We start from the raw sequence: 17210 nt of genomic DNA, 5'->3' as shown, positions 1-17210 counted from the left end.
AGATTTCTGCTTTCGCTAAAATCTATTATTACATTTTTTGAAGCCAATGCTTAACATCAACCTCAGCTTTAATGATATCTTTTAAATCTTCAATTTTCACACGCTTCTGTTCCATCGTATCTCTATGACGAATCGTTACCGTGTTATCTTCTAAAGTATCGTGGTCTACCGTAATACAAAATGGTGTTCCGTTAGCATCTTGTCTTCTGTAACGTCTGCCTACAGCATCTTTTTCATCGTAAGTAACATTGAAATCCCATTTCAAATCTTCTACAATTTTTTGTGCAACTTCTGGTAAACCATCTTTTTTAACCAATGGTAAAATAGCTGCTTTTATTGGCGCTAACACTGCTGGTAATTTTAAAACGGTTCTGGTTGTATTGTTCTCTAATTCTTCTTCTACCAAGGCATTCGAAAATACAGCCAAGAACATACGGTCTAAACCAATAGACGTTTCTAAAACGTATGGTGTGTAACTTGCATTATCTTCATGGTCAAAATATTGAAGTTTTTTACCAGAAAACTCTTCATGTTGTTTTAAATCGAAATCTGTACGAGAATGAATTCCTTCCAATTCTTTAAACCCAAATGGAAACTTAAATTCTATATCTGTAGCAGCATCTGCATAATGTGCTAATTTTTCATGATCGTGAAAACGGTAATTGTCTTCTCCCATTCCAAGAGAAAGATGCCACTTCATTCGTGTTTCTTTCCAATGTTCAAACCATTCTTTTTGTGTGCCTGGCTTAATGAAAAATTGCATTTCCATTTGTTCAAACTCACGCATTCTAAAGATAAATTGTCTCGCTACGATCTCGTTTCTAAATGCTTTTCCGGTTTGGGCAATTCCGAAAGGAATCTTCATACGTCCTGTTTTCTGAACGTTTAAGAAATTCACAAAAATACCTTGAGCTGTTTCTGGACGTAAATACAAATCCATTGCCGATTCTGCAGAAGCACCAAGTTTAGTTCCAAACATGAGGTTAAATTGCTTAACATCTGTCCAGTTTCGACTTCCTGTTAAAGGATCAGCAATTTCTAATTCTTCGATTAATGCCTTTACGTCTGCTAAATCTTCTTTTTCTAAAGATTGCCCTAAACGTTTTAAAATAGAATCGATTTTTTCTTGGTAACCAACAACACGTCCATTAGTAGAAACAAATTCTTGTTTATTAAAAGCCTCTCCAAAGCGCTTTTCGGCTTTTTTAACTTCTTTTTCAATTTTTGCTTCAATTTTAGCACAATAATCTTCTACTAAAACATCAGCTCTGTAACGTTTTTTAGAATCCTTATTATCAATTAAAGGATCGCTAAACGCATCAACATGGCCAGAAGCCTTCCATGTTGTTGGGTGCATAAATATTGCAGCATCAAGACCTACAATATTATCATGCATTTGTACCATGGCTTTCCACCAATAGTCTCTAATATTTTTCTTTAATTCTACTCCGTTTTGAGCATAATCGTACACTGCGCTTAGTCCATCGTAGATTTCACTACTCTGAAATACGTAACCATACTCCTTTGCGTGAGAGATTACTTTTTTAAATTGATCTTCGTTTGCCATAATACTGCAAAAATAGAAAACCGCTCTGATTAACAGAGCGGTTTTTTAAAAATTATATTGTTAATTGTATCTATTGCTTATTTTAAGTTAAGACTTGTACTACCCAGTTTCACATTTTTATGAAAAACATTGATAAAGTAGTACCCCTTTAAGAAGGGTTGATCGTCATTATCAGCCACTATAGCTGTACATATTTCAAGGTTTTCATTTTCATAATTTACAATTTCCTTATGACTGTAATTTAATGAGGTGTCTCCAAAAAACACTTCCCCTTTATCAGATACAACATTACCTTGCGGACTCACAATTTGTATATAAATATCTTTATTGCCTTCTAAAGTTAATGGGTTTTCATTTAACGTAATGCAAACATCAATGGCATTAGCACGTTTTGCACGATTTGTAAATCGTTTTTTACCCGACTTTAATTTATACGATTGCGCACTAATATTGCTAGCTTTTAATAGAGCAGCATTATCAATTGTTTTATACAATGAATCATTAACTTCTTCTAAACCGCTAATCTTCACAGTGTTACTTTTAATAGTATTTAGAGCATAACGTTTTTCACTCTGTAATTTTTTATTCGCAGAATTTAGAGAGTCTATAGTACTTAGCAATACTTTACTCTTCGATTTTAAAACCACTAATTGATCTTTAAATTTAGTGATAATAGATAAATCACTGTTTAATAATCTTAACGAATCTAAAACATCACTAGCTTCTAACTTTGCGTCTTGCAGTTGAGACGTCATAAAATTATAGTCTTGACTCAGTTCGTCATAACTTGATAATAATTCTGATAATTCAGTTTCTATCAAAATTTTTTCTTGTTTTAAGAATTCTTCGTAAGATTCAATGGATTTATATTTACTAAAACTATAAATTCCTAAAACAGTTAAAACAACTAATAAAGAACTAATAATTAATCTATAATTAAATAGCTGAGGGTTAACTATCATTATTAATTTTATTAATTTAAAGCGAAATTAGAGTTAATTGAAGTCTAATTTTATTTTAATCGACTAAGTGATGAAAAACTTGTTAAACTTGTTCTTTCCAAAGGTTTGTGAAGCGTGCAACAATGCTTTAGCTGATAATGAAATGGTTTTATGCATAACTTGCAGACATCATTTACCTGTTACCAACTTTCATTTTGATAATGCTGAAGACGTCAAAAAAATAGTTTACGGACGTGTAAAACTCGAAAATGCAACAGCATTATTACATTTTTCTAAAAAAGGAATTGTACAGCAAATTCTTCATAATTTAAAGTATAGAGGTCATGAAGATATTGGAGAATTCTTTGGTAAATGGTTTGGATCAGAATTAGCAACTGTTGAAGCTTATAGGCACATCGACGTCGTTGTACCTGTGCCTTTATATAAATCCAAATTGAGAAAACGTGGCTATAATCAGGTCGCAAAATTTGGAAAAGAGATAGCAAAAGCACTAAATGCTGACTATAACGACACAGTTTTAATAAAAATTAAATCCACGAAAACACAAGTCTTTAAAGGCCGTTTAACACGTTGGAATGACGATGGTGCATTATTTAATATTTCCGAAAACAAATCCTTAGTAGGAAAACATATTTTATTAGTAGATGATATAATAACAACTGGAGCAACCGTTGAAGCCTGTGCTACAGTTTTGTTAAAAATTGATAATATTAAGTTAAGTCTTGCAACGATGGCAATTGCAGATTGATTTTTTCGTTTCTAAATAAATTATATTGTTTCTTTGTGCTAAATTATTTTGAGTAGATGCGTTTATATTTAATGCGAATTTTAATTCTGATTTTTATTACAGTAGCTATTGTTAGTTGTGCTAACCGAGGCATGCCTTCAGGTGGAGAAAAGGATCTTTTACCACCAGAAATAACCCGCTCTGTACCCGAAAATTTCTCAACGAACTTTAAAGGAGATGAGATTAAAATTTATTTTAATGAATACGTTAAAATAAAGGACTTGAGAAAACAACTTATTGTTTCGCCTCCTATGGATACAGATCCTATTGTAACACCAATGAGTGGAGCAAGTGATTACATTTCAATTAAAATTCAAGACACTTTAGAAGCCAATACGACTTATGCTTTTAATTTTGGAGAAAGTATTGTAGACTATAACGAAGAAAACCCTTATCCTTATTATCGTTATGTGTTTTCCACAGGAAATGTTATTGATTCATTATCCGTAAAAGGTTATGTTGTAGATGCTTTAAAAGAAGAACCAGACACCTTTATTTCAGTAATGTTGTATGAGGTTGATTCTACATATACCGATTCAATAGTGTTCAAACAAAAACCAAGATATATTACTAATACACTTGATAGTCTGACAAGTTTTAATATTGAAAATATTAAAGCAGGAACTTATAAACTGATTGCATTAAAGGACAAGAACTCAAATTACATGTTCAATCAGAAAAATGATAAAATAGGTTTTAAAGAAGATTTTATTACTGTACCAACAGATGACTCTTACAAACTGAAGCTTTTTAATGAAAAGGTAAATTACAAAGCGGTTAAACCTTCTCAAGATGGTGAAACACGTATTATTTTCCCATATGAAGGTGATTATGAATCCATGCGAATTAAAGTACTTGGAGATACACCTGAGGGTTACAAAACCCGAATTGTAAAAGATCCAAAAACGGATACCTTATACTATTGGTATAAACCAAAATTTGAAATCGATACCACATTCTTTATTGTAACCAACGACAAACAAATTGACACCTTTAAACATCGTTTTAGAACCATAAAAGGAGATTCTTTAACTCTTAAACCTACTGCACAAGGTATATTGAATTTTAATGAGGATTTTACAATGGAATCCAATATTCCCTTAATTAAAATTGACACAACAAAAATTAGAATCATAGACAAAGATTCTTTAGCAGTACCCTTAAAAGTAGAATACGATTCTATTTTTAATACTTATAAATTTCCAATTGATAAACAAGAGGGTCAGAAATACAGCTTCACCATGCTTCCAGGTACATTTACCGATTTCTATGATGGCACTAATATAGATACATTAAATTATTCTATTAGAACCAAAATGAAATCTGAATATGGAAATATAAGAGTCAACATTAGAAATGCTAAATTCCCATTAATTGTACAATTGGTCAATGAAAAAGGTGATGTAATGTATGAGCGTTATGCTAAAGATTCGCCTGTTGTGGATTTTAGAAATTTAGTTCCTAGAAAATACAAGCTACGTGCTATTTTTGACACTAATGGAAATGGAAAATATGATACCGGTAATTTCTTATTAGGCATCCAACCCGAACGGGTTAGTTACTCAGAACCCATAGAGGAGGTTCGCTCTAATTTTGATTTTGTTGAAGAATTTATACTTTTAGATTAAAGTCGTCTCTGTCGTTTAAAAAATTCAATTTTTCTCTGTATTTAGTAATTGTATCTTTTTCTAAAACTACAATTGCTATAGCATCTTCGTTTTCGGATAAATTATCCATTCTGTTTCCTAAAACATCAAAAGCTGCCGAGTGTCCAGAATATTCATGGTTATTGCCATCTAATCCTACTCTATTTACACCAATACAATAGGTCATATTCTCAATGGCTCTTGCTTTTAGTAAAGCATCCCAAGCATTGATCCGTACTTTAGGCCAATTGGCCACATAAATTAAAAGGTCGTAATCTTCAGCATTTCTAGCCCAAACCGGGAAACGTAGATCGTAGCATACCAACGGACAAATTTTCCAACCTTTATAGTTAAACATCACTTTCTCCGTTCCGGCTGTATAAACGTTGTGTTCGCCTGCTAACGTAAAGGTATGGCGCTTATCGTAGGTTGTAATTACACCAGAAGGCTCCACGCAAACCATACGATTATAGAAGTTGTTATTTTCAGAAATCACAAGACTCCCCATAATAACGGCCTCTTTTTCTTTTGCTTTTTCCTTTAACCAAGTTATGGTGTCACCATCCATAGTTTCGGCAACCAACACAGGATTCATTGTAAATCCAGATGTAAACATTTCTGGTAACACAATAAGATCAACGTTTGTTGATATAGCATTTATCTTATCGTTTAAAACACGTCGGTTTTCTTCCGGATTTTCCCAAACTAAATCAGTTTGAATAATCGCAACTTTCAAATCTTTATTCATAGCTTAAAATTACAAATTTGAATTCAAAAAAAGATATAAAAAAAAGCAACCTAAAAAGCAGACACGATAGCCTATCTGCTTTTTAAATTGCTCTAATACATTAACGAAATAGAAATTCTATAATTTACTTTTTGTTTTAACTACTTTATCCGTAAGCTTCTCTAGTTTATCAAGCCACTTAATTTCATCTTGAGGCGATAGTTTACCTTTTCTTTTTAGCTTTTCATATTTTTTCTGTGATTTGCTCAAATTGCTTTCAGCTTTCTCAAAATTCTTTTGAAGCTTTTCTTTTTTCTTTAATGCCTTTTCTGCCTTTTTCTGAGCTTTTTCTGCTTTCTTCTGCGCTTTTTCAGCATCCGATTTTTCCTTCTCTAACATTTTAGCCGCTTTCTCCTTTTCCTTTACAGCCTTTTCTTCTTCCTTCTTAAGCTTTGCAGCTGCTTTTTCAGATTTCACTGCATCAGCTTTTGCTGTTTCTGCTGCTAATTTTGCTTTTGCTTCAACCTCTTTGGCTTTTGCTGCTTCCAATTTTGCTGCGGCTTCGGTTTTAAGTTTTTCTGCAATCACAGCAGCTTCTTTAAAAATAACTGCTTTTTCTTCGAGAGTTAATGTTTCTGTAACATCTTCCCCATTTAAAAAGATTTTCTCTTTTTTAACTTCATAAATTTTTCCGTCTTTAGTCACTTCTTGTGCAAAGCTGGTAAGTGACAAGCTTAAGAATAATAAGATAATATAATATTTCATGGTTTTATATTTTAAATGTTCAAGCTTATGACACAGAATTATACTAAAGGTAACTTAAATTTTTGATAAAATTTCTGCAGCTTTAACCAAAGTCTCATCCGTTTTCGCAAAACAAAATCGCAACACTTTATCGTCTTGATTGTTAGTATTAAATACCGAAAGTGGAATTGAAGCTAATTTAAAATCTACGGTTAATCGTTTTGCAAAATCTACATCCGATTCATCTGTTATTTCACTATAATCTAACACCTGAAAATAAGTCCCTTGTGACGGTTGAAATTTAAATCTAGATTCTGAAATTAAACTCAAAAACAAATCACGCTTCCGCTGAAAAAAAGTATTTAATCCTAAGTACGTTTCTGGGTCTTGCATATAATCGGCAATTCCTTTTTGCGACGGATGATGAACCGAAAACACATTAAACTGATGCACTTTTCTAAATTCTACCATTAACGCTTCTGTTGCACAACAATAGCCAATTTTCCATCCTGTGTTATGAAATGTCTTTCCGAAGGAAGCGCATATAAAACTGCGTTGTTTTAAATCTTCAAATAAACACGCGCTTTGATGTTGTGCGTCATCAAACACAATATGTTCGTAAACCTCATCACTCAATATAATAATATCGGTGTTTCTGGTTAATTTTTGAAGTTGAAGCATATCGTCTTTAGACCAAATAGTGCCACTTGGATTATGAGGCGAATTGATAATAATCATTTTTGTTTGAGACGAAATTTTTGAAGCCACTTTGTCCCAATTCACCTTATAATTTGGAGCCGATAGTTGAACAGGTATCGTTTTCCCTCCATTAATTTCAACCGCTGGCTCGTAACAATCGTAAGCGGGCTTAAACATAATTACCTCATCATTTCGTCTTATAAAAGCTGAAATAATTGTGTAAATGGCTTGAGTTGCACCTGCTGTAACTGTAATTTCTTTTTCAGGATGATAGGTGCTTTTATAGAGTAATTGATATTTGTGAGCAATCGCTAAACGCAAATCCAAATTACCAGCCATTGGTGCATATTGGTTATACCCATTATTCATGGCATTCGTAACCAAATCATTCAACTTTTGAGAACTTGGATAATTAGGAAAGCCTTGCGACAGGTTTATGGCATGATGCTCTTTAGCCAAAGCACTCATTACAATAAAAATGGTGGTACCAACGTTGGGTAATTTTGAAGTAATATTCATGGGTTTATAGGTATTGTTTTTCAACTGTTACATGTTGTTCGCTACTAACAAACTTTAACATGCGCGTTTCATAAAAAAGAAGTCTTTATCCACTAAAACATTAAAGATATAAAACAAGCTTTTCTATCTTTACAAAAACTAATAAAATATTAACTATGCGCTTTTTAAAAATTCTTTTTCTTTTCGTTGTTTTTCAAGCTTCTGCCCAACAAGGTGGCATGTGGATTCCTTCACTTTTAGAAGGTATGAATGAAGATGAAATGCAAAGTTTGGGCAGTAAATTAACGGCTCAAGATATCTACGATGTCAATAATTCTAGTTTAAAAGACGCCATTGGTCATTTTAATGGTGGTTGTACTAGTGAGGTGATTTCAGACCAAGGTTTAGTACTGACCAATCACCACTGTGGTTATAGTCAAATTCAATCCCATTCGTCTTTAGAAAATGACTATTTAAAAGATGGATTTTGGGCCATGAATTTAGATGAAGAATTACCAAACGAAGGTTTATTCATTGAATTTATAGTAAGTATTCACGATGTATCTGAAGTGGTTTTAAAAGGTATTACGGATACTATGACGGAAACTGAAAAGCAATCTTTAATTTCTAAAAACAGTAATGCAGCACTAAAAACTTGGCCAAAAGAATCGTGGCAAGATGTAAAAACAAAAGCCTTTTATGAGGGAAATCAATACTTCTTATTTGTAACAGAACGTTTTGATGATATCCGTTTGGTGGGAACACCTCCAACTAGTATTGGTAAATTTGGAAGCGATACCGACAACTGGGTTTTCCCTAGACATACTGGTGATTTTTCGTTATTCAGAATTTATGCAGACGCTAATAATCGTCCGGCAAAATACAGCAAAGACAACAAACCGTACAAGCCAAAACATTTTTTACCAATCTCTTTAGATGGTGTTGAAGAAGGTGATTTCACTATGGTTTTTGGTTTCCCTGGAACGACTAGCGAATATTTACCAGCTGTTGCGATAGAACATATCACAAAAGATTACAACCCTACGAACATTGCGATTCGTGAAGCGGCCTTAAAAGTCATTGATCAAAAAATGAAAGAAAGTGACGCCGTGAGAATTAAATACGCCTCTAAACAAGCACGAATTGCTAACTCTTGGAAACGATGGATTGGTGAAAATTTAGGAATCGAAAAAAGTAATGCCGTTGAAAAACGTCGCGAATTTGAAGCCACATTCACCAAGGCTTTAAAAGAAAAAGGACTAGAAGACAAATACGGAAACATTCTTCCAGAATTCGACAGACTTTATAAAGGTTTTGCACCTATAAATATTAAGCGTAGAAACTTTATAGAGGTCTTCTTAACCACCAATGAATTAATGCAAATGACCTTTAGAGCGTATCAAGTTGAGCAAGCTCTAATAGCCAACTCTGAGAATCTAGAAAGAGGAAAAGAAGTTTTAACTGGTCAGTTACAAGGTATTCATAAAAATTATGATGTAGATTTAGATAAAGGTGTGTACGAAAATGTAATGCCTTTATATGGAAAATTTGTGGATGCATCAATTTACGATAAAACAGCGTTTACCAATTTAGAATCGGCTTTACAATTATTAGAAGGCGATGCCGAAACCGTAATTAAAAATCTAAATAACGATGCTGCCTATGCCTATGCAAAACCTATAATTGCTGAGTTTTTTGACACGCTTAATCCTGAATATTTACAAAAAAACGAACCCATAACGGCTTTACAAACTAAGTACATGACGGCACTTATGGAAGCTTTGCCTAATGAGCGTTATTTTCCGGATGCTAATAGTACACTTCGTGTTACTTACGGTCAAGTAAGAGGGTATTCTCCAAGAGACGCGGTCTATTACGAGCCCGTAAGTTATTTAGATGGTGTTATTGAAAAGTATATTCCAGGTGATTACGAATTTGATGTGCCTCAAAAATTAATTGAATTATATGAAGCTAAAGACTACGGACAATATGCAGACAGTAACGGAAAAGTACCTGTTTGCTTTTTAGGAACTAACCACACTACAGGTGGAAACTCTGGAAGTCCTGCAATTGATGCGCACGGAAATTTAGTCGGATTAAACTTCGACAGAGTTTGGGAAGGGACCATGAGTGACATGAATTACGATCCAGAAATTTGCCGAAACATTATGGTAGATTTACGTTATGTCCTTTTTATTGTCGACAAATATGCTGGAGCAAAACATCTGATTGATGAAATGGAATTGGTGCATCCTAAGACCAATAGTTCTAAGAAAAAGAAGAAAAGAAAGCGTAAAAAGAAGTAAGCAGTTCTTTAGTCTTCAGTTGGCAGTCGCCAGTATATTAAAAAAGCCCTCGTAAGTTTTTAGAACTCGTGAGGGCTTTTTTGCTTTCAGATGCGTAATAGAGTTACTTCACTATACTCTTTACAATTTTTAAATGATGATTGGTGTGTGCATCCAAAAACTGTACTACTCTATATTTATTAATATTCCCAAATAAGGGATGTTTAAAATAAGCGTTATCGTCTAAATTGGATATCGTTTTAATATTCGTTCTCGCTTCTGCTAATTGTAAAATAATATCATCCTCTAAAATGACTTCAGGTGGTGTTACATATTTTGGTGCTTTCGCTTTTCCCCTTGGAAAGAATCCAAATTTCAATAACAACTTACCCAAAAAACTAAAATTATCCTTATACAAAGCTGGATCTGAATTCTGCATTGTTGTCACCACGGCGTTAATCACTTTTAAGCTATGATCTAAATGCCATGCTACAGTCGCTTTTGAAACATTAGTATTTAAAATTTCACGTTGTGGAATATAACCTTCAATTTGGCTTAATGCATTTTGTAAAACTGTAATATCTAACTTTTTCATTTAAATTTATTTTGTTGAAAGGTAATTAAAATGAATCTGGCTAAAAAGTTTGTTTTGTCAAATGCACTAACGATTGAAACGGCATCCTTTTTTGAGGCACGAGAAAAAGATATAGTGAAAAGCATGGTTTAATTTGGTGCTAAAAACCAAATTAAAATTGCCCAAATAAAAAAACCCCAAACACGAATGCTTGGGATTTTTAAAATTCAGTTTCTATTAATGAGATTGCCACGTCGCTATAAAGCGCCTCGCAATGACATTCTTAGATTAGTATCTGTAATGCTCAGGCTTATAAGGCCCTTCAACTTTTACACCAATATAATCAGCTTGGTATTCTGCCAATTCAGTTAACTCAACACCAATTTTTTCTAAGTGTAATTTTGCTACTTTTTCATCTAAATGCTTTGGTAGCATATATACATCGTTTTTATACGCTGCACTATTTTTCCAAAGTTCAATTTGTGCTAAAGTCTGGTTTGTAAATGAGTTACTCATTACAAAACTAGGATGACCAGTTGCACAACCTAAGTTTACTAAACGACCTTCGGCAAGTAAAATAATATCTTTTCCGTTGATGTTGTATTTGTCTACTTGAGGCTTTATGGTATCTTTAGTAGCACCATGTTTCTCGTTTAACCAACCTACTTGAATTTCGTTATCAAAGTGACCAATATTTGCTACAATTACTTTGTCTTTCATTGCTTCAAAATGCTCAGCACGTACGATATCTTTATTTCCTGTTGTTGTGATAATAATATCAGAATTACCAACAACGGTTTCTAATTTCTTAACTTCAAAACCGTCCATTGCAGCTTGTAAAGCACAAATCGGGTCAATTTCAGTAACAGTAACAATAGAACCTGCACCTTTAAAAGAAGCCGCTGTACCTTTACCAACATCACCATAACCACAAACCGTTACACGTTTACCAGCTAACATAATATCTGTTGCGCGACGAATGGCATCTACTGCAGATTCTTTACAACCGTATTTATTATCGAACTTAGATTTAGTTACAGAATCATTCACGTTAATTGCTGGCATTGTTAAAGTACCATTCTTAACACGTTCGTATAATCTGTGAACTCCAGTCGTTGTTTCTTCAGATAAACCTTTTATACCTTCAGATAACTCAGGGTACTTATCTAAAACCATATTCGTTAAGTCACCACCATCATCTAAAATCATGTTTAATGGCTTACGATCTTCACCAAAGAATAATGTTTGTTCAATACACCAATCAAATTCTTCTTCTGTTAGTCCTTTCCATGCATAAACCGCAGTTCCTGCAGCAGCAATTGCAGCAGCAGCTTGATCTTGCGTAGAAAAAATATTACAAGAACTCCAAGTTACCTCAGCACCTAAAGCTTGTAATGTTTCTATTAAAACTGCTGTTTGAATCGTCATGTGTAGACATCCAGCAATTCGCGCTCCTTTTAAAGGCTGCTCGTTTTTATATTCTTCACGTAAACTCATTAAACCTGGCATTTCTGCTTCAGCTAAATTTATTTCTTTTCTTCCCCAAGCCGCAAGCGACATATCTTTTACCTTGTTAGGTACGTAAGCAACTGTTTTATTACTCATATTCTTTTCTTTGTTTTTATATTTTAAAACACCTTTGGGTTTAACACTTAAATAGTTAAATTCGCTTATCTAAAAAATGCTAAATCTGTCTAAGGCGACGCAAAGGTAATCAATAACATTCAGAATTCTAAATGCCACTATACAAATCCATTAGTGTAAATTCACAAACTACTGTTAAAATCTGGAAGATTGAAGAATCTTATGATGCTCTATTTCAGCCTTTAGATTTAAAACCACAAAGTTTACAACGTGTTTTAGGCATGAAAAGTGAGCTTCATCAACGCGGATTTTTGAGCGTTAGACATTTGCTACACGAGTTTGGCTATACAGACCAAGATTTATATTATGACGACAATGGGAAACCACATTTAAAGGATGGAAAACACATTTCTATAACCCATTCCTTTACATTTTCTGGTGTTATTATTAGTGATAATAAAGTCGGAATTGATATTGAAAAGCAACGTGAAAAAATAGGAGTCATTGCTCATAAATTTGTCGATTACGAATCTAATTATGTAAAACCTACGGACGAAGATTACATTAATAGACTTACCGTCATTTGGGGAATTAAGGAATCCCTTTACAAGCTTTTTGCCACTCCAGGCATGCTGTTTAAAGAACATTTTCTAGTAATTCCGTTTATGTTAAAGGATGGAGCGACTGTGGCTTGGATAGATTATAAGAATAAAAAGTACAGATATAACACTGCATTTTTAGAATTTGAAGGCTTTACTTGTGCTTATGTCGTTCCATAATGAATAATCTCCTTAAAAATATAATCGACACTGCAGATAAAGGCATTAAACAATTAGCTGTTTTAATAGATCCTGATAAGATGAGGATTGAAACCGTTTCAAGTTTTATAGCTAAAGTCAACCAATCTATCGCTACACATATTTTTGTTGGAGGCAGTGAAGTTGATGACGGTTTAACTGAAACTTTGATCATCGAATTAAAAAAATACACGGAACTTCCTATAATATTGTTTCCTGGAGATGTCATTCAAATAACAGATAAAGCGGATGGCATTTTATTTTTATCTTTAATTTCTGGACGAAATCCTGATTATTTAATAGGAAAGCAAGTAGAAGCCGTTTCAAAATTAGCCAAAACTAATCTTGAAATTATTGCAACAGGCTATGTACTTATAGAAAACGGAAAAGAAACCGCTGTTCAACGTGTTAGTGAAACAAAACCGATTAAACGAAGTGACATTCAACTTATAAAAGATACCGCTAAAGCTGGCGAATTATTAGGTATGAAACTTATATATCTCGAAGCCGGTAGCGGAGCCACACACCCTATTGAATCTCATATTATTTCTGAAGTTAAGCGTCAACTAAATATCCCTTTAATTGTTGGTGGAGGTATTAAAACTAAAATGGCATTAGATTCCGCTTATAATGCTGGAGCCGATTTAGTTGTTATTGGAACTGCTTTTGAAGATGACGAGACCTTTTTTAAGAAATTGAAGAAACCGTAAATACGCAACTAATATTAGTTAAGATACTACAATGAAAATATCTATCGAATTACAATTATCACCATTAAAAGACGATTACGAGCCTCATATTATTGATTTTATAAAACACTTACGAGCTTCAGAATTCACGGTTTTAGAAAATCCCTTGAGTACTCAAATTTATGGGGATTATGATACATTAATGCCGTTTTTAACGCAAGAAATAAAACGTTCATTTTCAGAAATAGATATTGCCGTATTACAAATGAAAATTGTAAAAACAGACCGTAGCGATTATGAACCACATTTTTGATTTTCTTTTCTCGCAATATTCTGGTTACGAAACTACAGATATTGTTTTAGAAATCGTAGCCGTTATTTTTGGTTTTTTATCGGTTTGGTATTCTAAACAAAATAAACTTCTTGTTTTTCCAACAGGAATGATAAGTACCTTCATTTTTGTTTACCTATTGTTAAAGTGGGAACTTCTTGGAGACATGATGATTAATGCTTACTACTTTTGTATGAGTGTTTACGGATGGTATATATGGACACGTAAAATAGATGCCACACATGTTACTCAAATATCAAAAACCACGACAGAAGAAAAAAAAATAAGTCTCTCCATATTTATCGCAACCCTAGTTTTTGTATTCGTTGTTTATAAAACATTTGATAAGTGGAATGGTTGGGTAGCCTATGTCGATACCATAACAACAGCGATATTTTTTGTAGGCATGTGGTTAATGGCAAGACGAAAATTAGAAAATTGGATCTTTTGGATTATTGGAGATGTGATTTCTGTACCTTTATATTTCTATAAAGGCTTTACATTCACAAGTTTTCAATATTTAGGATTTACAGTTATAGCAATATTTGGTTATTTAGCATGGAAAAAGAACTTAAACAACAACCTTCAAACTGCATAAAAGTAGTTTTGTTTGGGCCTGAATCCACTGGAAAAACAACCCTTTCTAGACAGCTAGCTAAACATTATAATACCGTTTGGGTACCAGAATTTTCACGTGCGTATCTTCAAGATAAGTGGGATAATGAACGTAAAATTTGCGAACCCAAAGACATACTTCCAATTGCAATTGGGCAAATGAAACTTGAAAACGAATTGGCACAAAAAACAAACTCAGTTTTAATTTGTGATACAGATTTATTAGAAACTAAGGTCTATAGCGAAGCCTATTACGATGGTGCATGTGACCCTATTTTAAATACATATGCTCTAAAAAATTTTTACCATCTTTACTTTTTAACCTATATTGACACACCTTGGGAAGATGACGACCTAAGAGACAAACCCAATGAACGCGAACGTATGTTTAATGCTTTCGAATCCGCTTTAAAAACCTATAATAAACCTTATATACTTTTAAAAGGGAATAAAAAAGAACGACTAGAACTAGCTGTTAAGCATATTGATAACTTATTAATGAACAAGACATGAGTTTTACTGAAAACGACATCTACCAAATAGAATCTAACGATTTAACTTTAACAGGAATTAAAAAACAAATCGAGATTTTTGAAACCGGAATTCCTTTTACAAATGTTTCAGATGCTGCTACATTGAATAATGGGATTATGCCTTTAAACGATTCTAATATTCAAGCGTATGTTTCACTATTTGAAAATGAGAAGGATAAAAAATCGTTATTAAAGTTTGTACCAGCTTCTGGAGCAGCAACACGAATGTTCAAATTTTTGTTCAAATTTGTTAGTGAATACAATTCCAATGAGCAATCTCTAAATTCATATATAAATAAAAACAACCTCAGAGAGCTATCCTTATTTATGGTCGGTTTAGAGAAGTTTCCATTTTATAACCAGATATTAGAATTATTAAAATCTAATGGAATAGATTATGAAAACTTATCTAATCAAGAAAAGGTTTGGCATTTTGCAAAGGCTATGTTAGATGAAAATCAACTCAACTTTGGAAATCAACCTAAAGGATTACTTCCTTTTCATGATTATAAAAACAACCATATTTCTACGGCATTTGAAGAACATTTATATGAAGCAGCAATGTATGCTTCAAGCAATGGACTAGCCAAACTTCACTTTACAATTTCTGAAGTTTATGAGAATAAGTTTACCAAGGAATTTAAGAATATTCAAAACCAAGTTGAAGAAAACACAGGAGTAGAATTCGACATATCGTTCTCATTTCAACAACAATCAACCGATACTATTGCTGTAACACTTAAGAATAGGCCCTTTAGAGAAGCAGACGGTTCGTTGTTGTTTAGACCATCAGGGCATGGTGCTTTATTAAAGAATTTAAATGCCTTAGAAGCTGATATCATTTTCGTTAAGAATATTGATAATGTTGTCGTTTACAAATACAAAGATGAACTGGCAAAATACAAAAAGGTACTAGCAGGCATCTTAATCGAATTACAAAATAAAGCGTTCGAATATTTACACGAATTAGATTCAGAACAGGTTAATGAAGGTACGTTGGTCTCGGTAGAGAATTTCTTAACGCACAAACTAAGTATCAAAATATCCGATGAATATAAAAAATATACCGATCGTTATAAGATTGAATATTTAAAAGAAAAATTAAACCGACCAATTCGTGTATGTGGTATGGTTAAGAACGAAGGTGAACCTGGCGGTGGTCCGTTTTGGGTAAAAGATCATAAATCTAATCAATCACTTCAAATTGTAGAGTCGGCACAAATCAATTTAAAAGATCCAAAACAAGAAGACATTCTTAAAAATGCTACGCACTTTAATCCAGTGGACTTAGTCTGTGGTGTAAAAAATTATAAAGGTGAGAAATTCGATTTAGAAAATTATGTAGACCATAACGCCGCTTTTATAACCGAGAAAACCAAAAACGGTAGGGACTTAAAAGCATTAGAATTACCTGGACTTTGGAACGGAAGTATGGCGCATTGGAGTACTATTTTTGTTGAAGTTCCAATCATTACGTTTAATCCAGTAAAGACAGTAAACGATTTATTAAAATCACCACATCAAATTAAATAATAGTGGATGTAACCTTACTTAAATCTGAAATAAACTACAAATACGTCCGAAGCTCAGGAAGCGGAGGGCAACATGTAAATAAGGTATCTTCAAAAGCTGAATTGTACTTCGATCTTAGCAACTCATCTGTTTTTAACGATCAGGAAAAACAAAAGCTTTCCGAATTTTTCAATAATCGTTTAACCAAAGATGGTGTTTTAATTCTAGCCTGTGACGAAAGTCGAAGTCAATTTAGAAACAAAGCTTTAGTTACGCAGCGATTTTTAGAATTAATTCAAGAAGGCTTAAAGGAAGAAAAAAAACGAATTTCAACTAGAGTTCCAAGATCAGTAAAGCGAAAACGTTTAAAAGTAAAACGCATTAATGCTGATAAAAAAGCAAATCGGAAGCCACCAACGCTTGAATAAAAAGCAAATCGGAAGCCACCAACGCTTGAATAAATTCCAAAATTAAAATAAACAAATTCCAATGTGCTCATAATAAGGCTCAGAGTCGCAACGCTATGTGATTATTCTTTGCGACTCTGCGTCTTTGCGAGAAAACACCTTATAACTGTTTGAACCTTTGCATCTACTTCTAGCATCTTTGTGCCAAACTAAAAAAATTCCACATTCATAATTCGTAATTCTAAAATCCGTT

At 33.2% G+C, this 17210-nt stretch carries 17 protein-coding genes; 10 read left to right on the top strand and 7 right to left on the bottom strand.

Annotation, left to right across the window (positions count from 1 at the left end; translation table 11 throughout):
• Positions 1 to 28: 28 nt before the first annotated feature.
• On the bottom strand, positions 29 to 1567 hold the full coding sequence (locus tag BLT80_RS04175; protein WP_092466315.1) for a glycine--tRNA ligase: 1539 nt from the start codon (positions 1565 to 1567) through the stop codon (positions 29 to 31).
• Positions 1568 to 1644: 77 nt separating this feature from the next.
• Entirely contained in the window at positions 1645 to 2529 is an 885-nt protein-coding gene (locus BLT80_RS04170) for a hypothetical protein (protein ID WP_092466314.1), read from the bottom strand.
• Positions 2530 to 2599: 70 nt separating this feature from the next.
• On the opposite strand from BLT80_RS04170, the gene BLT80_RS04165 reads away from it, so the two are divergent.
• Both BLT80_RS04165 and BLT80_RS04160 read left to right on the top strand, forming a co-directional pair.
• Positions 2600 to 3277 (top strand): ComF family protein, encoded by a 678-nt coding sequence (locus tag BLT80_RS04165; protein ID WP_175455544.1) that lies wholly within the window; start codon positions 2600 to 2602, stop codon positions 3275 to 3277.
• A gap of 56 nt (positions 3278 to 3333) precedes the next feature.
• Complete coding sequence (locus BLT80_RS04160; protein WP_092466313.1) at positions 3334 to 4944, top strand: Ig-like domain-containing domain; 1611 nt, start codon at positions 3334 to 3336, stop codon at positions 4942 to 4944.
• Here BLT80_RS04160 and BLT80_RS04155 read toward each other — a convergent pair.
• The 3 genes from BLT80_RS04155 to BLT80_RS04145 form a co-directional block, all read right to left on the bottom strand.
• On the bottom strand, positions 4928 to 5710 hold the full coding sequence (locus BLT80_RS04155) for an amidohydrolase (protein ID WP_092466312.1): 783 nt from the start codon (positions 5708 to 5710) through the stop codon (positions 4928 to 4930). The two genes, BLT80_RS04160 and BLT80_RS04155, sit on opposite strands and share 17 nt — an antisense overlap.
• A 117-nt stretch (positions 5711 to 5827) precedes the next feature.
• Complete coding sequence (locus BLT80_RS04150) at positions 5828 to 6454, bottom strand: hypothetical protein (protein WP_092466311.1); 627 nt, start codon at positions 6452 to 6454, stop codon at positions 5828 to 5830.
• A gap of 54 nt (positions 6455 to 6508) precedes the next feature.
• Positions 6509 to 7651 carry a methionine aminotransferase gene (locus BLT80_RS04145; RefSeq protein WP_092466310.1) on the bottom strand — a complete coding sequence of 381 codons (1143 nt, stop codon included), beginning with the start codon at positions 7649 to 7651 and terminating at the stop codon, positions 6509 to 6511.
• Between the two features lie 155 nt (positions 7652 to 7806).
• Between BLT80_RS04145 and BLT80_RS04140 the strand changes: the two genes are divergently transcribed.
• The gene (locus tag BLT80_RS04140) at positions 7807 to 9936 is read left to right on the top strand and encodes a S46 family peptidase (protein WP_092466309.1); all 2130 of its coding nucleotides are present in this window, start codon (positions 7807 to 7809) and stop codon (positions 9934 to 9936) included.
• 103 nt (positions 9937 to 10039) lie between these two features.
• Here the strand turns inward: BLT80_RS04140 and BLT80_RS04135 are convergent, their stop codons facing one another.
• Both BLT80_RS04135 and ahcY read right to left on the bottom strand, forming a co-directional pair.
• Entirely contained in the window at positions 10040 to 10510 is a 471-nt protein-coding gene (locus BLT80_RS04135) for a DUF1569 domain-containing protein (protein ID WP_092466308.1), read from the bottom strand.
• 267 nt (positions 10511 to 10777) lie between these two features.
• A complete protein-coding gene (gene ahcY, locus BLT80_RS04130) occupies positions 10778 to 12094 on the bottom strand; it encodes an adenosylhomocysteinase (protein ID WP_092466307.1) in 1317 nt (438 codons plus the stop codon).
• 131 nt (positions 12095 to 12225) lie between these two features.
• Between ahcY and BLT80_RS04125 the strand changes: the two genes are divergently transcribed.
• Genes BLT80_RS04125 through arfB form a run of 7 tightly spaced genes read left to right on the top strand, consistent with a single transcriptional unit; the run spans position 12226 to position 16978 of the window.
• Positions 12226 to 12852, top strand: coding sequence for a 4'-phosphopantetheinyl transferase family protein (locus tag BLT80_RS04125; protein ID WP_092466306.1), 627 nt, complete (start codon positions 12226 to 12228; stop codon positions 12850 to 12852).
• Entirely contained in the window at positions 12852 to 13580 is a 729-nt protein-coding gene (locus BLT80_RS04120; RefSeq protein WP_092466305.1) for a phosphoglycerol geranylgeranyltransferase, read from the top strand. The genes BLT80_RS04125 and BLT80_RS04120 overlap by 1 nt, the downstream gene beginning before the upstream one ends.
• 31 nt (positions 13581 to 13611) lie before the next feature.
• Positions 13612 to 13872: a hypothetical protein gene (locus BLT80_RS04115; RefSeq protein ID WP_020898157.1), complete on the top strand. Its 261-nt coding sequence runs from the start codon at positions 13612 to 13614 to the stop codon at positions 13870 to 13872.
• A complete protein-coding gene (pnuC, locus tag BLT80_RS04110) occupies positions 13856 to 14488 on the top strand; it encodes a nicotinamide riboside transporter PnuC (protein ID WP_092466304.1) in 633 nt (210 codons plus the stop codon). Before BLT80_RS04115 ends, pnuC begins: the two co-directional genes overlap by 17 nt.
• Positions 14449 to 15018, top strand: coding sequence for an AAA family ATPase (locus BLT80_RS04105; protein WP_092466303.1), 570 nt, complete (start codon positions 14449 to 14451; stop codon positions 15016 to 15018). The genes pnuC and BLT80_RS04105 overlap by 40 nt, the downstream gene beginning before the upstream one ends.
• A complete protein-coding gene (locus tag BLT80_RS04100) occupies positions 15015 to 16571 on the top strand; it encodes a DUF4301 family protein (protein WP_092466302.1) in 1557 nt (518 codons plus the stop codon). Before BLT80_RS04105 ends, BLT80_RS04100 begins: the two co-directional genes overlap by 4 nt.
• Positions 16572 to 16573: 2 nt before the next feature.
• Positions 16574 to 16978, top strand: coding sequence for an alternative ribosome rescue aminoacyl-tRNA hydrolase ArfB (gene arfB, locus BLT80_RS04095; protein WP_092466301.1), 405 nt, complete (start codon positions 16574 to 16576; stop codon positions 16976 to 16978).
• Positions 16979 to 17210 lie beyond the last annotated feature (232 nt).

The organism is Winogradskyella thalassocola (assembly GCF_900099995.1).
Taxonomy (GTDB): Bacteria; Bacteroidota; Bacteroidia; order Flavobacteriales; family Flavobacteriaceae; genus Winogradskyella; species Winogradskyella thalassocola.
Note: the sequence above shows the minus strand (reverse complement) of the source record. Positions and strands in the feature narration are given on the sequence as shown.

Coding starts and splice junctions, on each gene's coding strand:
- BLT80_RS04175 (WP_092466315.1), bottom strand. CDS start 1,567: ATGGCAAACGAAGATCAATTTAAAAAAGTAATCTCTCACGCAAAGGAG.
- BLT80_RS04170 (WP_092466314.1), bottom strand. CDS start 2,529: ATGATAGTTAACCCTCAGCTATTTAATTATAGATTAATTATTAGTTCT.
- BLT80_RS04165 (WP_175455544.1), top strand. CDS start 2,600: ATGAAAAACTTGTTAAACTTGTTCTTTCCAAAGGTTTGTGAAGCGTGC.
- BLT80_RS04160 (WP_092466313.1), top strand. CDS start 3,334: ATGCGTTTATATTTAATGCGAATTTTAATTCTGATTTTTATTACAGTA.
- BLT80_RS04155 (WP_092466312.1), bottom strand. CDS start 5,710: ATGAATAAAGATTTGAAAGTTGCGATTATTCAAACTGATTTAGTTTGG.
- BLT80_RS04150 (WP_092466311.1), bottom strand. CDS start 6,454: ATGAAATATTATATTATCTTATTATTCTTAAGCTTGTCACTTACCAGC.
- BLT80_RS04145 (WP_092466310.1), bottom strand. CDS start 7,651: ATGAATATTACTTCAAAATTACCCAACGTTGGTACCACCATTTTTATT.
- BLT80_RS04140 (WP_092466309.1), top strand. CDS start 7,807: ATGCGCTTTTTAAAAATTCTTTTTCTTTTCGTTGTTTTTCAAGCTTCT.
- BLT80_RS04135 (WP_092466308.1), bottom strand. CDS start 10,510: ATGAAAAAGTTAGATATTACAGTTTTACAAAATGCATTAAGCCAAATT.
- ahcY (WP_092466307.1), bottom strand. CDS start 12,094: ATGAGTAATAAAACAGTTGCTTACGTACCTAACAAGGTAAAAGATATG.
- BLT80_RS04125 (WP_092466306.1), top strand. CDS start 12,226: ATGCCACTATACAAATCCATTAGTGTAAATTCACAAACTACTGTTAAA.
- BLT80_RS04120 (WP_092466305.1), top strand. CDS start 12,852: ATGAATAATCTCCTTAAAAATATAATCGACACTGCAGATAAAGGCATT.
- BLT80_RS04115 (WP_020898157.1), top strand. CDS start 13,612: ATGAAAATATCTATCGAATTACAATTATCACCATTAAAAGACGATTAC.
- pnuC (WP_092466304.1), top strand. CDS start 13,856: ATGAACCACATTTTTGATTTTCTTTTCTCGCAATATTCTGGTTACGAA.
- BLT80_RS04105 (WP_092466303.1), top strand. CDS start 14,449: ATGGAAAAAGAACTTAAACAACAACCTTCAAACTGCATAAAAGTAGTT.
- BLT80_RS04100 (WP_092466302.1), top strand. CDS start 15,015: ATGAGTTTTACTGAAAACGACATCTACCAAATAGAATCTAACGATTTA.